This window comes from Methylobacterium sp. NPDC097929 (assembly GCF_049543375.1).
Taxonomy (GTDB): Bacteria; Pseudomonadota; Alphaproteobacteria; order Rhizobiales; family Beijerinckiaceae; genus Methylobacterium.
This window is the reverse complement of record NZ_JBMVEP010000008.1, coordinates 152,592-169,602: the sequence shown is the minus strand read 5'-3', so window position 1 is coordinate 169,602 and position 17,011 is coordinate 152,592. Positions and strand designations below refer to the sequence as shown.

Here is a 17,011-nt window from a genome sequence, read left to right as displayed (position 1 = left end):
GTTTCGCGAGGAGCCCCTCGCCGGGCATGGTGGGGGCGGACAGACTTGCGTCGTGCGACGCCCGAAGGTCGCGGTCTCCCGTGACGGGCCGGCCTCGACGGGCGGGAGTGACGGCCTTGGATTGGGACAAGATCCGGATTTTCCTCAACGTCGCGGAAGCCGGCAGCTTCACGCGGGCGGGTGACGATATCGGCCTCAGCCAGTCGGCGGTGAGCCGGCAGATCAGCGCGCTGGAGCGGGAGCTGAAGGCACCGCTGTTCCACCGTCACGCCCGCGGCCTCATCCTGACCGAGCAGGGCGACCTGCTGTTCCGCGCCGCCCGCGACATGAAGCTAAGGCTGGAGAACACCCGCGCCCGCCTCGTGGAGACGAGCGAGCGCCCCTCCGGCGACCTGCGGGTGACGACCACGGTGGGCCTGGGCACCTCCTGGCTCTCGCAGCGCATCTCCGAGTTCCTCGATCTCTACCCGGACGTGCGGATCGAGCTGGTGCTCACCAACGAAGAGCTGGACCTCGCCATGCGCGAGGCCGACATCGCGATCCGCATGCGCCGCCCGGCCCAGCCCGACCTGATCCAGCGGCGCCTGTTCACGGTACATTACCACGCCTTCGCCAGCCCGGATTACGTGAAGCGCTTCGGCGAGCCCAAGACCATTGCCGACCTCGACGAGCACCGGCTCGTCTCCTTCGGCGGCAACGAACCGTCCTACCTGCTGGCCACGCACTACCTCGCCAGCATCGGCCGCCAGGCCGACGACCGCCGACCGGTCCACTTCACGGTCAACAACATCACCGCGCTCCACAAGGCGATGGAAGCGGGCATCGGCGTCGGCATCCTGCCGGACTACGCCGTCGACGGGAACGAGAGCCTCGTCCAGGTCCTGCGCGAGAGCGAGATGCCGACCATGGAGAGCTACCTCGTCTACGCCGAGGAGATGCGCTCGGTCGCCCGCGTGCAGGCGTTCCGCGACTTCCTCGTCAACAAGGCGCAGCGCTGGACCTACTGACCGCGACCGGGAGCGATGTCATACGGCCTCCGCCTGATGGCCTCGGTGTCTTCTTTGCGTCCTTGCGCGGCGGAGCCGTGGCAATCCAGGGTTCCGCACTTTCCGGAAAGGTCGCGCCTTGGATCGCTTCGGCTTCGCCTCGCGATGACGGAGAACGGCAAGATCCGACGCGGTTGACGGGAAACGGTCTCAGGTTCCGCTCAACGCATGGACGAAGCCGCCTGTCCGCCGTCTCGTCCGCGGCGCTCCTGCCATGCCCTCGTCCGCCCGCGCGGAGCCCCGGGAGCCTTAAGGAAAGGGCAACCCAATCATCCCCGCGCACTCTTGTCGCGGCCCAACGCACTCGTCTAAGACCGGCCCTCCTGCCGGGCGGTTCGCGAAGCCTCCGGCCGACGAATCCGGACGGCATGATCGCGATCCACTGCCTCAACGGGCCGAACCTCAACCTCCTGGGCCAGCGCGAGCCGGGCATCTACGGCGCCGCCACGCTCGCCGACATCGAGCGGATGCTCCGGGAGCAGGCGGCCCGCCTCGATATCGCCCTGACCTTCCGTCAGACGAATCACGAGGGCGAACTCGTGACGTTCGTGCAGGAGGCGGGCGCGGCCGGGGCCGGGGTGCTCATCAACGCCGCCGCCTACACGCACAGCTCGATCGCGCTGCGCGACGCGATCAAGGGCGCGGGGGTGACGGCGGTGGAGATCCACCTCTCGAACGTCCATGCCCGCGAGGAATTCCGGCACGTGTCGCGGATCGCCCCGGTCTGCGCCGGTGTGATTTCGGGCTTCGGTGCCCACAGTTACGTTGTCGGGCTCGATGCCCTCGCCCATCTCCTGCGCGGACGGCTCCCGTCCGCCTCCTGACGTCAGAACCAAGAGCCGATGGCCAAGAACGAACCCTTCGATCCCGAGCTGGTGCGCGAACTCGCCCGGATGGTCGCCGAGACCGACCTGAGCGAGATCGAGGTCGAGAAGGGCGACCTGCGCATCCGTGTCGCCCGCAAGATCGAGCCGGTCGCGGTTCAGGTCGCGCCCGCCGCCCCGGCCCCGCTCGCGGCGGCTCCCGCCATCGCGCCCCCGGCGGCGCTGGCGCCCGCGCCCGCCAAGTCCGGCGCGGGCCATCCCGGCGCCGTGCCCTCCCCCATGGTCGGCACCGCCTATCTGCGCCCCTCGCCCGAGGCCAAGCCCTTCATCGAGATCGGCACGAAGGTCCAGGCCGGCGACAAGGTTCTGCTCGTCGAGGCGATGAAGACCTTCAACGAGATCGTCGCGCCCCGCGCCGGTACCGTGACCGCGATCTTCGTCGAGGACGGGATGCCGGTCGAGTACGGCGAAGCCCTCCTCGTCATCGAGTAGCCGTCCCGCGATGTTCGACAAGATCCTGATCGCCAACCGCGGCGAGATCGCCCTGCGCATTCTGCGGGCTGCCAAGGAGCTCGGTATCGCTACCGTCGCGGTCCATTCCACGGCCGATGCCGACGCGATGCACGTGCGACTCGCCGATGAGAGCGTCTGCATCGGCCCGCCGGCCGCTCGCGACAGCTACCTCAACATCCCCCAGATCATCGCGGCCTGCGAGATCACCGGGGCGGACGCCGTGCATCCGGGCTACGGCTTCCTGTCGGAGAACGCCCGCTTCGCCGAGGTGCTGGCCCACCACAACATCGGCTTCATCGGCCCCAAGGCCGAGCATATCCGCATCATGGGCGACAAGATCGAGGCCAAGCGCACGGCCAAGGCGCTCGGCATCCCCTGCGTGCCGGGCTCCGAGGGCGGCGTCACCGACCCGGACGAGGCCAAACGCGTGGCCGCCGAAATCGGCTATCCCGTGCTGGTCAAGGCGGCTTCCGGCGGCGGCGGGCGCGGCATGAAGGTCGCCCGCTCGGAAGGCGAGCTGGAGCAGGCGCTCGACATGGCCCGCACCGAGGCCAAGGCCGCCTTCGGCGACGACGCGGTCTACCTCGAAAAGTATCTCACCAAGCCTCGCCACATCGAGGTGCAGATCCTCGGCGACGGGCGCGGGGATGCCGTGCATCTGGCCGAGCGCGACTGCTCGCTCCAGCGCCGACACCAGAAGGTCTGGGAGGAAGGCGGCTCGCCCGCCCTCGACGAGGCGATGCGCGCCGAGATCGGCGGCATCTGCGCCAACGCCATGCGCCAGCTCAGCTATCTCGGCGCCGGCACGATCGAGTTCCTCTACGAGGACGGCCGTTTCTACTTCATCGAGATGAACACGCGCATCCAGGTGGAGCATCCCGTCACCGAGATGATCACCGGGATCGACCTCGTGAACGAGCAGATCCGGGTCGCCGCCGGCGGCGGGCTGTCGGTCGCGCAAGGTGACATCAAGGTCGAGGGTCACGCCATCGAGTGCCGGATCAACGCCGAGCACCCTTCGACCTTCCGGCCCTCGCCGGGGCTGATCACCTACTTCCACCCGCCGGGCGGCCTCGGCGTGCGGGTCGATTCGGCGGCCTTCCAGGGCTACCGCATCCCGCCGCACTACGATTCGCTGATCGGCAAGCTGATCGTGCACGGGCGCACCCGCAACGAGTGCCTGATGCGCCTGCGCCGGGCGCTGGACGAGTTCGTCGTCGACGGCATCGACACCACGCTGCCGCTGTTCCGCACGCTTGTGCGCAACGCCGACGTGCAGAACGGCCAGTACGACATCCACTGGCTCGAGAGCTTCCTCGCCCGCGAGGAGCTGACCGGGGTCGAGCCGCGGCGCTGACGGCGCGGGGCGGCTCGGCCGCCCCCCGCTTTGCGGCTCCATCCCAGGTGTAAACGCCCGCGCCTGCTTCCTCCTGACGGCTGGCGTTCGGGCACGGGGCGCGCGACAACGCTGCGATGCACGACAGGCATCCCGTGGACATCACGCCCGACATCCTGCTCAAGGCCTACGCTGCCGGGATCTTCCCGATGGCCGAGGATGCGGACGATCCCACGATCTACTGGGTCGAGCCGAGAGCCCGCGGCGTGCTGCCCCTCGATCGGTTCCACGTGCCGCGGCGACTGGCCCGCACCGTGCGCTCCGACCTGTTCGAGGTCGTCAGCGACCGGGATTTCGATGCGGTGATCGACGGCTGCGCCGCCCCGCGACGGGACACGGCCCGAACCTGGATCAATGCCCGCATCCGCGACCTCTACGGCGCGCTGTTCGATCTCGGCCATTGCCACACGATCGAAGTCTACCATGAGGGGCGGCTGGCGGGCGGGCTCTACGGGGTGTCGCTGGGAGCCGCCTTCTTCGGGGAGAGCATGTTCCACGAGGTGCGCGATGCCTCGAAAGTGGCCCTGGTCCACCTCGTCGCCCGCCTGCGCCGGGGCGGCTATCGCCTCGCCGACACGCAGTTCCTCACCGAGCATCTGAGCCAGTTCGGCGTCGAGGAAGTGCCGCGCCACATCTACAAGCGCCAGCTCTCCGCCGCGATCGTCGAGCGCGCCCAGTGGGGTCCCCGGAACCAAGCCGTCAGCGGCGCCGAAGCGCTCGCCGCCCTCGGGATCGGCGCGGGCGGATAGTCGAGGTTTCGAAAGGACGAGTCCTTTCGCGGGTCCAGGGCAGAGCCCTGGTGGAACACGGGTCTAGATCATCGTGCCGGATATCGTATCCGGCACGATGTTCGAGCCTCTTGTTTCGCATCGTCTTTTTCCGAAAGCCGGCGGCCACCTTTTCGGGACGATGCTCTAGGCGGGAATGGCTTCGAGCCGCAGCAACCGCCCGGCCAGGGCTGCCGCGGCCTGCGGGTCGGTGCGCACGGCCTCCCCGATCATCCCGTCGATGGCGAGCGACGCGATGCCGTGGACCAACGCCCAGGAGCGCAAGGCTCCCTCCGCGGCCGATTCGGCGGGCACCAGCGCGGCGACGCGTTCGGACAGAACCGCGTAGGCCGCGGCCGAGGCAAGGCACAGGGCCTTGGGCCGCACGCCGCCGGCTCGTGCGCCGAACATCAGGCGAAACAGACCGGGCTGGGCGCAGGCGAAGGCGACGTAGGCGGCGCCCTGCGCGTACAGGGCCTCGCGTCCCTCCCCTCCCCCGTCCGCCGCCTCCAGCGCCGCGCGCAGCCGCTCGAACCCGACGGTCGCGACGGCGGCGAGCAGGGCATCCTTGTCCGGAAAATGCCGGTAGGGCGCCATGGCCGAGACCCCGGCCCGCCGCGCCGCCTCGCGCAACCCGAGCGCGGACGGGTCGCCCCCCTCCTCAAGGATCGCCAATCCCGCCGTCACGAGGGCTTCGCGCAGCTCGCCGTGATGATAGCCGCCCCGACCCTGCTTTGCTTCGGTCCTCGATGTTGACACTGTAAGCGAACAGCCTATGATTACACCGTAAACATGGGGTGAGTGCCATGCGGGCGACGGACAAGCAAGCGGCCGCTTCGGCCCGCCCCTCCAGGGTCTCGGTCGATCTCTCGGATCATCCCGGCCTCGTCGTGGTCTATCTTGGCTTCCGGGTCGGACGGCTCAGAGGCCTGAAGGCGCTGCTCGGCATCGGGCGCGGGCTCGCCCGGGTGCAGCGGACAATGCCCGACGGGCTCCTCGCGCACGAGAACCTCGTCTACGGCCTCAACCATATCGGCATGCGGCAGTACTGGCGGGATCTGGAGAGTCTGGAGGCCTTCACCCGCTCCGAGCCGCACAAGACGTGGTGGCGGGATTTCGGCCGCGATCCGGCCGGGAACGGCTTCTGGCACGAGGCCTACCGTCTCTCCGGCGGCATGGAGGCGATCTATGTCGGCATGCCGCGCCCGGTCGGGCTCGGCACCTTCGCCGCGGCTCGGCAGCCGGACGGGCCGTTCATGACCTCGCGCCAGCGTCTGGCGGCGTGAGACGCATCGTCCCCGCCACCATCGCGAACCCGCGCTACCGGAAGATCGCGTCGAAGATCGATTGCGGCTCGCGCGGGGGCGGCGGGGCCGCGGCCGGACCCTCGTTGTTCGGGAAGAATTTTCGCGAAGGCTTCTGCTTGGGCTGCACCGGCACGCCGCGCGGCCCCTCGACGTCGACCTGACCGTTCTGGTTGACCTGCTGGGCGGTCTTGGTCGGGTCCCCACCCTTCTTCTTCGGCTTCTCCTGACGGGAGGCGAGCGCGGGCACGTCCTCCTGCTCCTTCGCCTCGGCGATCACGTCGGTGCCGCCCTTACAATCGGTCAGCCACACGTCGTAGATCGGGTGCTCGATGGCGTGCAGGCCGGGGCTCGCCGCGAACATCCAGCCGGTGAAGATGCGCCGGTACTTGCTGTCCAGCGTCACCTCGTCGACCTCGAGAAACGCCGTCGTCTTCGGTGTCTCGGTGGGCGGACGCGAGTAGCACACCCGCGGCGTCATCTGCAGCGCGCCGAACTGCACCGTCTCGTCGATGGCGACCTCGAAGGTCACGATCCGGCCGGTGATCTTGTCGAGGCCGGAGAACACCGCGGTCGGGTTCTTGATCTTGTCGGCGGAGGCCGGCAGCGCGGACAGGATCAGCGCCAGCGTGCCGAGCGCGGTCCGGCGCAGAACGGGTGCGGGGATGCGGCTCAAGGCGCCCTCTTGAGTCTGACTCCGGCCGCCACGGCCGGCAAACGATCCGGCCGTTCCAACACCCCAAGGGTGGTCGAAAAAGGGCGGGTGGCGGGAAAAACGGCGCCCGGACCGATCGCCCTTAGTTCCGCACCGGCTTGGCGCCGATCGACATGCGGAAGATCGTGGTCGGGAAGACGATCTTCGACGTGCCGCCGTTCATCGCCTTGCTGCGGTTCATCTGCGCGGCGGGAATCCACAGCCCGCCCTCCTCGTCGATCCACATCGCGTCGCCCCAGACGAGCCGCGGGTCCTGAACCAGCGTGCTCTGAGTGCCGTCGGGCGCGAATTTCAGGATGCGGAGGTTGTCGGTGTCGGAGGCGTAGATGTTGCCGTCCGCGTCGATCGCGGTGCCGCCGGTCGAGACGGTGGCGGCGAACAGCGTCACGTGCTTGGCCCGCTCGGCCTCGCTCGCGCCCGCGTCGTCGAGCCACTTCGTCTCGATGCGGTAGAGCGGGCCGGTACAGGCCTGGTAGATGAACCACTTCCCGTCCGGCGAGACTTCGAGCTGATCGGCGTGGATCGCGATCGGCCGGTCCTTGGCATCGAGCAGGACCTTGTTCTCGCCGGTGAGCGGGCGCTGCGCCACCGTGGAGGGGTGCCCGTCGAGCACCCGCCGCAGCGAACCGTCGTCGAGGTCGAGCACGATGATCCCGGGCTGGCCGGCATCGGTCAGGTAGACCTTGCGGCCGTTGAAACGGAAATCGTCGATGAAGCTCTTGTCCGTGGTCCCCTTCTGCAGAGGGAAGACCTTGCGGACCGTGTTGGCCGAGAGGTCGATCTGCACGAGCTTCGGCCCGCCGGGCAAGGGCGCCCCGCCGAGTTCGGCCGCGCCCTTGTCGACCACCCAGAGATCGCCGTCCGGGCCGATGCGGATCGCGTTGGCGCCGACGAAGGCATTGGAGGCGTCGTCGCCCGTCTTCCAGCCGTTCCAGGCGGCATCCGGGTAGGGCACGGGCTTGCCGTCGATCCACTCGCCAAGCTGAAGGCCCTTGTCCTTCTGCTGGCGCTGGAACGGCGAGAACAGCCGCCCGTCCCGGGTGCGGGTGATGCCGTTGAAGACGAGGCTTTCGGATTTCAGGACCGGCGTCAGCTCGGACGGCGCCTGGGCATCCGCTTCCTGGGCCTGAGCCGCCGCCGCACCGAGGCACAGCAGCAGCGCCAACATCGTCGCTCGCATGGGTCGATCCGTTCCATCCTTCGATGGAGGGACAAGGCCCGAGGCGCCGATCCGTTCAGAGCGAAGCCGGCGCAGCGATCACGAAACCGTCTACTCGCCCGGCGTCCACGGCACGTAATCGCCGGTGGCGGCGGGGCGTGCGCCCCAGGAGAGCTGCGAGCCCTTGGGCCGATAGGCGGCCGCCGTGCCGGTGAGGTTCTCCTCGTGGGCCTTCTGCCACTCGCGAGGCTTGTAGTCCTCCTCGCTCGGGGCGACGTCGCCGTTGTGGCACAGCCACGCCCGCCAGCCCGGCGGCACGCGGGAGGCGTCGGCGTAGCCGTTATAGACGACCCAGCGCCGCTCCGATCCGACCGAGCGGTCGATCAGGGGGCCTTGCGCCTTGTAGTACTTGTTGCCGAGCTCGTCCGATCCGACGAACTGGCCGCTGCGCGCGGTGTAGAGCGCGAGCGACATCGTCTGCCCGTTCCACCACGTGAAGATGCGCAGCAGCGTGTCCTTGAGGGCCATGGTTCCTCCGGCGGGCGACGGGTCCGCGGGCGCCGTCGCCGGGCGGTTATGGTCACTCCCCGCGCGCGAGTCCAGCGCGACCGGGCCGCTGTCGCATTTTCGGCACGCTCCGCCCGTCTCGTGGTGCCGTTAACCCTGTCGGATCGGCCCGGGGACGGCCCGTCCGCCGCTTCATCCTGTGGACCGAAAAAAAATCCCGCGTGATTCAACTCGACCGAAAGGCCACTTAGCGGAACGCCGCGAATATCCACAGGATTATCGTCCAGAACACAACATCTAGCGCGGAACACGGGTAGCCGGCACTAGTTATTGACGCAGAGGGCGACCCGGACGTAAGGTTCGGGCAACGCTTCGGACGGCTCGGCGGGGTCTGGAAAGACCTTCGCTTCCGCATGACGGACGGCCCCCACTCGAGGGGCACGGACCGGCCGAGGCACGTTCCGGCTTTTCATCCACGCACCGCGGCCCCGCCGCGGCACGGGGCCGCTTGGCTCCGAGGGAGAGGGATTCATGCGGTTCGAGCGGCGCTACACCACGGCCGGCCAGTCGCCCTACGCTGCCATCGCCTTCCGCAAGGCGGTGAGCGAGATCCGTAACCCGGACGGCTCGATCGTCTTCCGACTCGAGGGCATCTCCGTGCCCGAGAGCTGGAGTCAGGTCGCCGCCGACGTTCTGGCGCAAAAGTATTTCCGCAAGGCCGGCGTCCCGGCCCGCCTGAAAAAAGTGGAGGAGAACAGCGTTCCCTCCTTCCTCTGGCGCGCCGTGCCGGACGAGGCCGCGCTCAGCGCGTTGCCCGAGGAGGAGCGCTTCGTCTCCGAGATTTCGTCCACGCAGGTCTTCGACCGGCTGGCCGGCTGCTGGACCTACTGGGGCTGGAAGGGCGGCTACTTCTCGTCCGAAGAGGACGCCTCGGCCTTCATGGACGAGCTGCGCTTCATGCTCGCCCGCCAGATGGTGGCGCCGAATTCGCCGCAATGGTTCAACACCGGCCTGCACTGGGCCTACGGGATCGATGGCCCGAGCCAGGGCCACTATTACTGCGACTACCGCACCGGCGAACTCACCAAGTCGGGCTCGAGCTACGAGCACCCGCAGCCGCATGCCTGCTTCATCCAGGGCGTTCAGGACGACCTCGTGAACGAGGGCGGCATCATGGACCTGTGGGTGCGGGAAGCGCGCCTGTTCAAGTACGGCTCGGGCACCGGCTCGAACTTCTCGATGCTGCGCGCGGAGAACGAGCGGCTGGGCGGCGGCGGCAAGTCGTCCGGCCTGATGTCGTTCCTCAAGATCGGCGACCGGGCCGCGGGCGCCATCAAGTCCGGCGGCACGACGCGCCGCGCGGCCAAAATGGTCATCGTCGACATCGACCATCCCGATATCGAGGCGTTCATCGACTGGAAGGTGAAGGAGGAGCAGAAGGTCGCCGCCCTGGTGACCGGCTCCAAGGTCGTCTCCAAGCACCTCTCCGCGGTGATGAAGGCCTGCACCCAGTGCGAGGCGGAAGGCGACGCCTGCTTCGACCCTGAGCGCAACCCGGCGCTCAAGCGCGAGATCAAGGCCGCCCGTAAGGCGATGGTGCCCGACGCCTACACCAAGCGCGTCGTGCAGTTCGCGCGCCAGGGCTTCACCAAGATCGAATTCCCCGTCTACGACACCGACTGGGACTCGGAGGCCTACCTCACGGTCGCCGGCCAGAACTCCAACAACTCGGTCTCGCTGACCGACGAGTTCCTGCGCGCGGTGGAAGCGGACGGGGATTGGAGCCTGACGGCCCGCACCACGGGCAAGGTTTCCAAGACGCTCAAGGCCCGCGATCTCTGGGAGAAGATCGGCGAGGCGGCCTGGGCCTCGGCCGATCCGGGCCTGCACTTCAACACGACGATGAACGACTGGCACACCTGCCCGACCGGCGGGCGGATCCGGGCCTCGAACCCGTGCTCCGAGTACATGTTCCTCGACGACACGGCCTGCAATCTCGCCAGCGCCAACCTGCTGACGATGTACGACCGTCAGGCCAAGCATTTCGACGTCGAGGCCTTCGAACACCTCAACCGCCTCTGGACGGTGGTGCTCGAGATCTCCGTCATGATGGCGCAGTTCCCGTCGAAGGAGATCGCCGAGCTTTCCTACAAGTACCGCACGCTCGGCCTCGGCTACGCCAATATCGGCGGCCTGCTGATGACCATGGGCCTGCCCTACGACTCGGACGAGGGCCGGGCGCTCGCCGGCGCCCTTACCGCGATCATGACGGGCGTGGCCTACGCCACCTCCGCCGAGATGGCGGCCGAACTCGGAACCTTCGAGGCCTACCCCGACAACGCCGACCACATGCTGCGGGTGGTCCGTAATCACCGCCGCGCCGCCCACGGCGAGGCCGCCGGCTACGAGGGCCTGAACGTCGCTCCCGTGCCGCTCGACCACGCCAACATCCCGCAGGACGATCTCGGCGCCCGTGCCCGGGCCGCCTGGGACCGGGCGCTGAGCCTCGGCGAGCAGCACGGCTACCGCAACGCGCAGGCCACCGTGATCGCGCCCACGGGCACGATCGGCCTCGTGATGGATTGCGACACCACCGGCATCGAGCCCGACTTCGCACTCGTGAAGTTCAAGAAGCTCGCCGGCGGCGGTTACTTCAAGATCATCAACCGCGCCGTGCCGGACGCGCTGCGGGCGCTCGGCTACCGCGAATCCGAGATCGCCGAGATCGAGGCCTACGCCGTCGGCCACGGCTCGATGGGCCAGGCGCCCGCGATCAATCCCGGTTCGCTGCGCTCGAAGGGCTTCTCGGACGACAAGATCGCGGCGGTGGAAGCCGGGCTGAAGTCGGCCTTCGACATCAAGTTCGTGTTCAACCGCTGGAACCTCGGCGACGACTTCCTCAAGGACACCCTCAAGGTGCCCGCGGAGAAGCTCGCTGACCCGACCTTCGAACTCCTGCCCTTCCTCGGCTTCTCGAAGCGGGACATCGAGGCCGCCAACACCCATGTCTGCGGGGCGATGACGCTGGAGGGCGCGCCCTTCCTGAAGCGCGAGCACTACGCGGTGTTCGACTGCGCCAACCCCTGCGGGCGCACGGGCAAGCGCTACCTCTCGGTCGAGAGCCACATCCGCATGATGGCCGCGGCGCAGCCCTTCATCTCGGGGGCGATCTCCAAGACCATCAACATGCCCAACGACGCCACGGTCGAGGATTGCAAGGCGGCCTACCTGCTGTCCTGGCGCCTCGCGCTGAAGGCCAATGCCCTCTACCGCGACGGCTCCAAGCTCTCTCAGCCCCTCAACTCGGCGCTGATCGCCGACGACGAGGAGGAGGCCGACGAGGCGATGGAGGCGATCATCCAGGCTCCCGCCGCGGCCAAGGCGACGGTGGCGGCCGAGAAGATCGTCGAGCGGGTGATCGAGCGCATCGAGCGTATCCGCTCGCGCGAGAAGATGCCCGACCGCCGCAAGGGCTACACCCAGAAGGCGGTCGTGGGCGGGCACAAAGTCTACCTGCGCACCGGCGAGTACGACGACGGTCGGCTGGGCGAGATCTTCATCGACATGCACAAGGAAGGCGCGACCTTCCGCTCGTTGATGAACAACTTCGCCATCGCGATCTCGCTGGGCCTGCAATACGGCGTGCCGCTGGAGGAATACGTCGAGGCCTTCACCTTCACCCGCTTCGAGCCGGCGGGCTTCGTGCAGGGCAACGACGCGATCAAGAACGCGACCTCGCTGCTCGACTACGTCTTCCGCGAACTGGCCGTGTCCTATCTCGGCCGGATGGATCTCGCCCACGTCAACCCGTCCGAGATCGGCGGCACGGTGCTCGGCGGCGGCGAGGGCGACACCACCCGCGAGGCGGGCAAGCCGGCGCCGGCCGCCTCGGCCGTCGTCTCCCGCGGCCTGCTGCGCGGCTCGGCCGATCGCCTCACCCTGATCCAGGGCGGTCCGGCGGGCGCCACGACGGGCGTGGCCGCGGCCTCCACGGGCCAAACCGCCCCGGCCGGCGGTACGGTCCACGCCGTGCGGGGCGCAACGGCGCTGAAGTCAGAACCCAATTCTGAGGCGTCCGGAGAAGTCACACTCGGTTTTTCCAAGCCAACCTCAGCCCCATCAAATTCGATTGCTTCACGACGCGCAGAAGCAAAGCTGAAAGGTTATGTGGGTGAGTCTTGTCCAGAATGCGCAAACTTTACACTTGTTAGAAATGGAACGTGTCTAAAATGCGATACGTGCGGCAGTACAACCGGATGTTCATGACGTAGGATTCCGGCTGTGTTTTCCGATAGACTTGCCAAGACTAGAGGATATAGCGAGATCGAGCGTGTTGCCGAAAGAGCTAGATCGCTGGGCAGGATTAGCGGACACAGCCGGTTAATATCATCGAATATATAGAAGGAACCCTGCGATATAGTATAAACTGCCATCTAGAATTTGAGTTATTCCAAAAGAATGACTATCCAGCACCCGCATTCGTAAAATACTGCAAATACAACAAAATTATACTCTATGTTGAACGAAATATTTGGCTAAATGCGGGCGCCGGATTCCCTGAAGCAAAGTACATTATCGCACATGAAATTGGCCATATTCTTATGCATACGCACGATGAATTGGCCTTTACGGCGAACACTAAATGCGTCATCTCCGATCTACCTCCTGAAGATCGCACAGAACCACAAGCAAATCTGTTCGCAGACTTATTTCTGGCCCCAACCCACCTCTTAGAAGGCTTTACAAACTCCGAGGATATTGAATACTACTTTGATGTTCCAGCAGATTGCGCCTCTCGCCGCCTAGATTTCGTCCTAGATAGCAAGCGTCGCACTAACGCTGCACGCTATACAGGCGAGGCCTGCCCGGAATGCGCGAACTTCACGCTGGTCCGCAACGGGACCTGCCTGAAGTGCGACACCTGCGGTGGCACGACGGGATGTAGCTAGTTATCCCCGCCGGCTGTTGTGGCGAGCACCTTTGTTGGTCCGCATGCAAAGAGTGCCCGCTCGTAGAGTGAGCCACAGTCGGCCCGCTGGGCGAATGGGACAAGGATAACTCCCGTCCCGTCGCCCAGCCCTGACTTGAAGCCATAGAAGCATCGGGCCGCCTGTTGATGGCGGCCCGCCTCCCTGCAGCACCTGCGCCTCGCCCAGCCCGAACGAACGGGTCGGGGAGAAAAGGTCGACCGCCTACCGGGACCGCCGTCGTCTCCAAGCCTGCCCGCCGTGCGGCAGGCCATCATCGGCCGGTTGTTCGTGGCGCTCGTCCCGCTCGTACAATGCCCGCATTGTCGATGCCGCTTCCGGCTGCCATCCGACCGCAAAGTGCCCAAGTCGTACCGGGACAAATGCATCCCATCAGTTCGGACGACGAACGGCCGGAAGCCAGATCACGAAGGTCGAGCCGCGCTCCAACGCACTATCGACCGTGATGGAGCCGCCGTAGCGGGCAATCAGCGTGTAGCTGATCGAGAGGCCTAGTCCCGTGCCGCCATGCGTGCGGGTGGTGAAGAACGGGTCGAAGATCTTGCGCAGCCGGTCGGCGGGGATGCCGACACCGGTATCCGCCACCTCGATCGCGACCCCTTCGATGCCGGAGCGGTCCTCGTCCCGCGTCCTCAGGCGGAGCCGCCCGCCCTCCGGCATGGCGTGGATGGCGTTGACCATGAGGTTGATCGCGACCTGCTGCAGCTCGGTCCGACTGACTTCGACCGTGCGGGTGGCGATGTCCTCCCTCTCGATCAGAATGGCGGCACGTTCGAGGAGGTGGCGAACGAGCACGAGGCAATCGGTGACGACATCGGCCGGCATGACCGTCTCGACATAGCCGGCATACTCGTCCGGCCGGGCGAATTGCAGCAGACGGGTGACGATCATGTTCACCCGGTGGACCTGCTGGTCGATCAGATCGAACTCGGTGCGGACCTCCTCGGCGGCGGGGCCAAGCGCCTCGCGTGCGACTTCGAGGTTGCCCTGGATCACGGCGATCGGATTGTTGATCTCATGCGCCACGCCGGCCGTGATCTCACCGATCGAGGCCAGCTTCTCGGACATGACGAGTTGCCGGCGGGTCTCCTCGAGCTGGCGCGTGCGCTCCTCGACGCGGGCATCGAGTTCGCGCGCGAAGGCCCGCAATTCCGCGTCGCGCGCCTGGAGACGGTCGAGCAGTTCGTCGAAGCGGCGCGCCACGAGCCCGATCTCGTCCTGACTGGACACGGTGCCGGTCCGTGCGCCGAGATCGCCGGCATCGACGGCCGCGATCGTACGGTTCATCCGCTCCAACGGCTTGAAGATCGCCCGGGCGAGGCGGAGGAGGAACGGAACCGTCACGAGGGCGGCAAGCGCGAAGGCGGCCACCACCGCCGCCACCATCGCCCAGCGCGCCAGACGGAACGGGCGTTCGAGGAAGCCGACATAGAGCATGCCGACGCGCTGGCCGGTGCTGTCGGCAACCGGCTCGTAGGCCGAGATGTAGCGGTCGTTGACCACGAAGGCGCTGTCGAGCCACAGGCGGCCCTGGCCGAGCACGGCGTCGCGCACCTCCTTCGAGACGCGGGTGCCGAGCGCGCGGCGGTTGCCGAACAGGCGCACGTTGGTCGCGACGCGCACGTCGTCGAGGAAAAGCGTCGCCGTGCCCTGGCTGCCGCCGGGCAGGTCGGCATGGGCGTAGATCAGGTCGTTGAGAGTGTCGACGAAGCCGAGATTGCCGTTCAGCAGCGAGCCGCCGACGAGCGCGCCTGCCCTTCTGTCGGGCAGCGGCGCGGGGCTGGCGGAGTGGATGACGAGGCCTCGGGTCTCGACCGTGCGATCGGTCTCGGCGGCGGCCGTCGTCGGCACCAGATCGAGGCGGGCGCGTGCCGCCAGACCGGGAGAGACCGCGTCCATCGCCTCGGCGTCGAACAGGTCGATCGCGGTCTCCGGCTTGCCGCCGAGCGCGGCGCCGACGACCCGCCACCGCGCGTTGCCCGAAGGTCTCGCTCCGGCCGGCGAGGCGGCCAGGATCGCACCGTCGGCAGCGGTCACGTAGAGGAAGTCGAGGCCGAGCGCCGTCCGCCTCTCCTCCAGAAGGGTGTCGAGCCGGCCTGCGCGAGCCGCCTCCGCGAAGGCCGTCGACTGTCCGAGCGCCGCGATCTGCTCGTCGCCGCGCTCCATGATCCGGCGCAGATACTGGCGCGCGATGATCAGGTCGTCGTGCGCCTTGGAGACGAGGAGCGCATCGAATTGCCCGAGCCACCAGAACAGGGCGAAGCCGAGGACGACGGGCAGCACGGCCCCCATCGGGAGCAGTGCGAGGGTGAGCAGCCGTGTGCGAACCGAACGCGGATGCCAGCCGCTCGCGGATGGGTCAGGCGTTCCCGGATCGCTCACGCATTCCATTCCGCGCATTTGCGGTCGAGGGTTTTGCGCGAGACGCCGAGCCGGCGCGCCGCTTCGGCCCGATTGCCGTCGGCGGCGGCGAGCACCCGCAGAATATGGCGCTTCTCGACCTCGGCGAGGTCGTCGGTCCGGGGTTCAGCGGGCATTCCAGCCTCCGGCTCGCCGAAGGTCCCGAGGATCAGGGCGCGCTCGATCCGGTTGCGAAGCTCGCGGGCGTTGCCCGGCCACGCGTAGGATTCGAAGCGCTGCAGCGCGCTCGGCGGAATGGGAAGCGGCGCGAGGCCGAGCTGAGCGGAGAGCTGGTCCATGAACATCCGCGCGAGCGGCTCGATGTCCTCGACGCGCTCGCGCAGCGGCGGCAGATGGATGCGGATGACGTCGAGCCGGTAATAGAGGTCGGCGCGGAACTGTCCGGCCGCGACCCGCTCGGCGAGGTCGGCATTGGTCGCGGCGATCAGGCGGACGTCGATCGGGATCTCGCGGTCCGAGCCGACGGGGCGGACCTTGCGGTCCTCGATCACCCGCAGGAGCTTCGCCTGCAACGCGAGCGGCAGTTCGGCGATCTCGTCGAGGAAAAGCGTGCCGCCCTGGGCGTAGAAGAACAGCCCCTCCCGCGAGGAGGCGGCGCTGGTGAAGGCGCCCTTCACGTGGCCGAACAGCTCGCTCTCGATGATGTCGGCGGCGATCGCTCCGCAATTCACCGGTACGAACGGCCGGTCGGCGAAGGCGGACTGCTCGTGCAACGCGCGCGCCGTGACCTCCTTGGCCGTTCCCGACTCGCCGGTGACGAGCACGGTGCTGCGGGTCGCCGCGGCGCGGGCGACGAGATCGCGGGTGCGCACCATCTGCGCCGACACCCCGACGATGCGCCCGGCGGCCTGCGACCGGGTCGGCGGGCTCAACTGGCGGCGCAGGACGAAGTTCTCCCGCCGCAGGGCCGAGCGGTCGAGGCAGCGCACGACGGCGTTGAGGATCTGCTTGGTGCGAAACGGCTTGAGCACGAAGTCGGCCGCGCCCGCCCGCACGGCCTCGATCGCCGTCTCGAGATCGGCGAAGGCGGTGATCAGGATCACTTCCGTGAACAGGCCGTCGCGCCGCAGATCCGCGAGCCAGGACAGTCCCGTGCGTCCACCCAGGATGTTGTCGAGGATGATGAGGTCGAAGCTGCTCGCCTCGATCAGCCGGCCCGCGGCGACGGTATCGCCGACCGCCTCGACCCGGGCGCAGCGCGGCGCCAGCGTCCGGACCAGAAAGTTGCGCATGCCGGGCTCGTCGTCGACGACGAGGATCTGCGCCTTGGCGAGCCAGGGGTCGCTGGTCGCAGCGGAAGCGTCTGTCGCGCCTGGGCCGTCTGTCATGGAACCGCGATCGGGCCAGCGGGAGGGGCTGCCGCAAGCAGGC

Annotated in this window: 13 protein-coding genes and 1 pseudogene; 8 read left to right on the top strand and 6 right to left on the bottom strand. The window is 67.7% G+C overall.

The window, feature by feature from the left end; all coding sequences use genetic code 11:
* The first annotated feature begins 116 nt into the window (after nt 1–116).
* The 5 genes from ACPCJR_RS18570 (at nt 117) to aat (ending at nt 4,528) form a co-directional block, all read left to right on the top strand.
* Nucleotides 117–1,007: a LysR family transcriptional regulator gene (locus ACPCJR_RS18570; protein ID WP_110351845.1), complete on the top strand. Its 891-nt coding sequence runs from the start codon at nt 117–119 to the stop codon at nt 1,005–1,007.
* Between the two features lie 407 nt (nt 1,008–1,414).
* Nucleotides 1,415–1,870 (top strand): type II 3-dehydroquinate dehydratase, encoded by a 456-nt coding sequence (gene aroQ / locus ACPCJR_RS18565; protein ID WP_391513209.1) that lies wholly within the window; start codon nt 1,415–1,417, stop codon nt 1,868–1,870.
* Between the two features lie 18 nt (nt 1,871–1,888).
* Nucleotides 1,889–2,362 carry an acetyl-CoA carboxylase biotin carboxyl carrier protein gene (gene accB / locus ACPCJR_RS18560; protein WP_110351759.1) on the top strand — a complete coding sequence of 158 codons (474 nt, stop codon included), beginning with the start codon at nt 1,889–1,891 and terminating at the stop codon, nt 2,360–2,362.
* Between the two features lie 10 nt (nt 2,363–2,372).
* Nucleotides 2,373–3,740 carry an acetyl-CoA carboxylase biotin carboxylase subunit gene (gene accC / locus ACPCJR_RS18555; protein WP_391513211.1) on the top strand — a complete coding sequence of 456 codons (1,368 nt, stop codon included), beginning with the start codon at nt 2,373–2,375 and terminating at the stop codon, nt 3,738–3,740.
* A 116-nt stretch (nt 3,741–3,856) separates the two neighbouring features.
* On the top strand, nt 3,857–4,528 hold the full coding sequence (gene aat, locus ACPCJR_RS18550) for a leucyl/phenylalanyl-tRNA--protein transferase (protein WP_391513213.1): 672 nt from the start codon (nt 3,857–3,859) through the stop codon (nt 4,526–4,528).
* Nucleotides 4,529–4,693: 165 nt separating this feature from the next.
* Here the strand turns inward: aat and ACPCJR_RS18545 are convergent, their stop codons facing one another.
* The gene (locus tag ACPCJR_RS18545; protein ID WP_391513215.1) at nt 4,694–5,305 is read right to left on the bottom strand and encodes a TetR/AcrR family transcriptional regulator; all 612 of its coding nucleotides are present in this window, start codon (nt 5,303–5,305) and stop codon (nt 4,694–4,696) included.
* Nucleotides 5,306–5,352: 47 nt separating this feature from the next.
* Between ACPCJR_RS18545 and ACPCJR_RS18540 the strand changes: the two genes are divergently transcribed.
* Nucleotides 5,353–5,832, top strand: a complete 480-nt coding sequence (locus tag ACPCJR_RS18540) for a monooxygenase family protein (RefSeq protein ID WP_391513217.1) — start codon at nt 5,353–5,355, stop codon at nt 5,830–5,832.
* Between the two features lie 34 nt (nt 5,833–5,866).
* On the opposite strand, the gene ACPCJR_RS18535 is transcribed toward ACPCJR_RS18540, so the two are convergent.
* From ACPCJR_RS18535 to ACPCJR_RS18525, 3 genes are all read right to left on the bottom strand, one after another.
* Entirely contained in the window at nt 5,867–6,526 is a 660-nt protein-coding gene (locus ACPCJR_RS18535; RefSeq protein ID WP_110351764.1) for a DUF2155 domain-containing protein, read from the bottom strand.
* Between the two features lie 121 nt (nt 6,527–6,647).
* Nucleotides 6,648–7,745, bottom strand: coding sequence for an SMP-30/gluconolactonase/LRE family protein (locus ACPCJR_RS18530; RefSeq protein WP_391513219.1), 1,098 nt, complete (start codon nt 7,743–7,745; stop codon nt 6,648–6,650).
* A gap of 90 nt (nt 7,746–7,835) precedes the next feature.
* Nucleotides 7,836–8,252: an NADH:ubiquinone oxidoreductase subunit NDUFA12 gene (locus ACPCJR_RS18525; RefSeq protein WP_391513221.1), complete on the bottom strand. Its 417-nt coding sequence runs from the start codon at nt 8,250–8,252 to the stop codon at nt 7,836–7,838.
* A 510-nt stretch (nt 8,253–8,762) separates the two neighbouring features.
* On the opposite strand from ACPCJR_RS18525, the gene ACPCJR_RS18520 reads away from it, so the two are divergent.
* Both ACPCJR_RS18520 and ACPCJR_RS18515 read left to right on the top strand, forming a co-directional pair.
* Nucleotides 8,763–12,497 carry a vitamin B12-dependent ribonucleotide reductase gene (locus tag ACPCJR_RS18520; RefSeq protein ID WP_391513223.1) on the top strand — a complete coding sequence of 1,245 codons (3,735 nt, stop codon included), beginning with the start codon at nt 8,763–8,765 and terminating at the stop codon, nt 12,495–12,497.
* A 119-nt stretch (nt 12,498–12,616) separates the two neighbouring features.
* A pseudogene (locus ACPCJR_RS18515) lies at nt 12,617–13,024 on the top strand (ImmA/IrrE family metallo-endopeptidase); the annotation flags it as partial.
* Nucleotides 13,025–13,591: 567 nt separating this feature from the next.
* On the opposite strand, the gene ACPCJR_RS18510 reads toward ACPCJR_RS18515, so the two are convergent.
* Complete coding sequence (locus ACPCJR_RS18510; RefSeq protein WP_391513431.1) at nt 13,592–15,610, bottom strand: sensor histidine kinase; 2,019 nt, start codon at nt 15,608–15,610, stop codon at nt 13,592–13,594.
* The gene (locus tag ACPCJR_RS18505; RefSeq protein ID WP_331288348.1) at nt 15,598–16,968 is read right to left on the bottom strand and encodes a sigma-54 dependent transcriptional regulator; all 1,371 of its coding nucleotides are present in this window, start codon (nt 16,966–16,968) and stop codon (nt 15,598–15,600) included. Before ACPCJR_RS18505 ends, ACPCJR_RS18510 begins: the two co-directional genes overlap by 13 nt.
* Nucleotides 16,969–17,011 lie beyond the last annotated feature (43 nt).

Bases quoted from the DNA above. Each gene is read 5' to 3' on its own strand.
- ACPCJR_RS18540 (WP_391513217.1), top strand. From the start codon at position 5,353: ATGCGGGCGACGGACAAGCAAGCGGCCGCTTCGGCCCGCCCCTCCAGG.
- accB (WP_110351759.1), top strand. From the start codon at position 1,889: ATGGCCAAGAACGAACCCTTCGATCCCGAGCTGGTGCGCGAACTCGCC.
- ACPCJR_RS18525 (WP_391513221.1), bottom strand. From the start codon at position 8,252: ATGGCCCTCAAGGACACGCTGCTGCGCATCTTCACGTGGTGGAACGGG.
- ACPCJR_RS18505 (WP_331288348.1), bottom strand. From the start codon at position 16,968: ATGACAGACGGCCCAGGCGCGACAGACGCTTCCGCTGCGACCAGCGAC.
- accC (WP_391513211.1), top strand. From the start codon at position 2,373: ATGTTCGACAAGATCCTGATCGCCAACCGCGGCGAGATCGCCCTGCGC.
- ACPCJR_RS18520 (WP_391513223.1), top strand. From the start codon at position 8,763: ATGCGGTTCGAGCGGCGCTACACCACGGCCGGCCAGTCGCCCTACGCT.
- aat (WP_391513213.1), top strand. From the start codon at position 3,857: ATGCACGACAGGCATCCCGTGGACATCACGCCCGACATCCTGCTCAAG.
- aroQ (WP_391513209.1), top strand. From the start codon at position 1,415: ATGATCGCGATCCACTGCCTCAACGGGCCGAACCTCAACCTCCTGGGC.
- ACPCJR_RS18510 (WP_391513431.1), bottom strand. From the start codon at position 15,610: ATGGAATGCGTGAGCGATCCGGGAACGCCTGACCCATCCGCGAGCGGC.
- ACPCJR_RS18530 (WP_391513219.1), bottom strand. From the start codon at position 7,745: ATGCGAGCGACGATGTTGGCGCTGCTGCTGTGCCTCGGTGCGGCGGCG.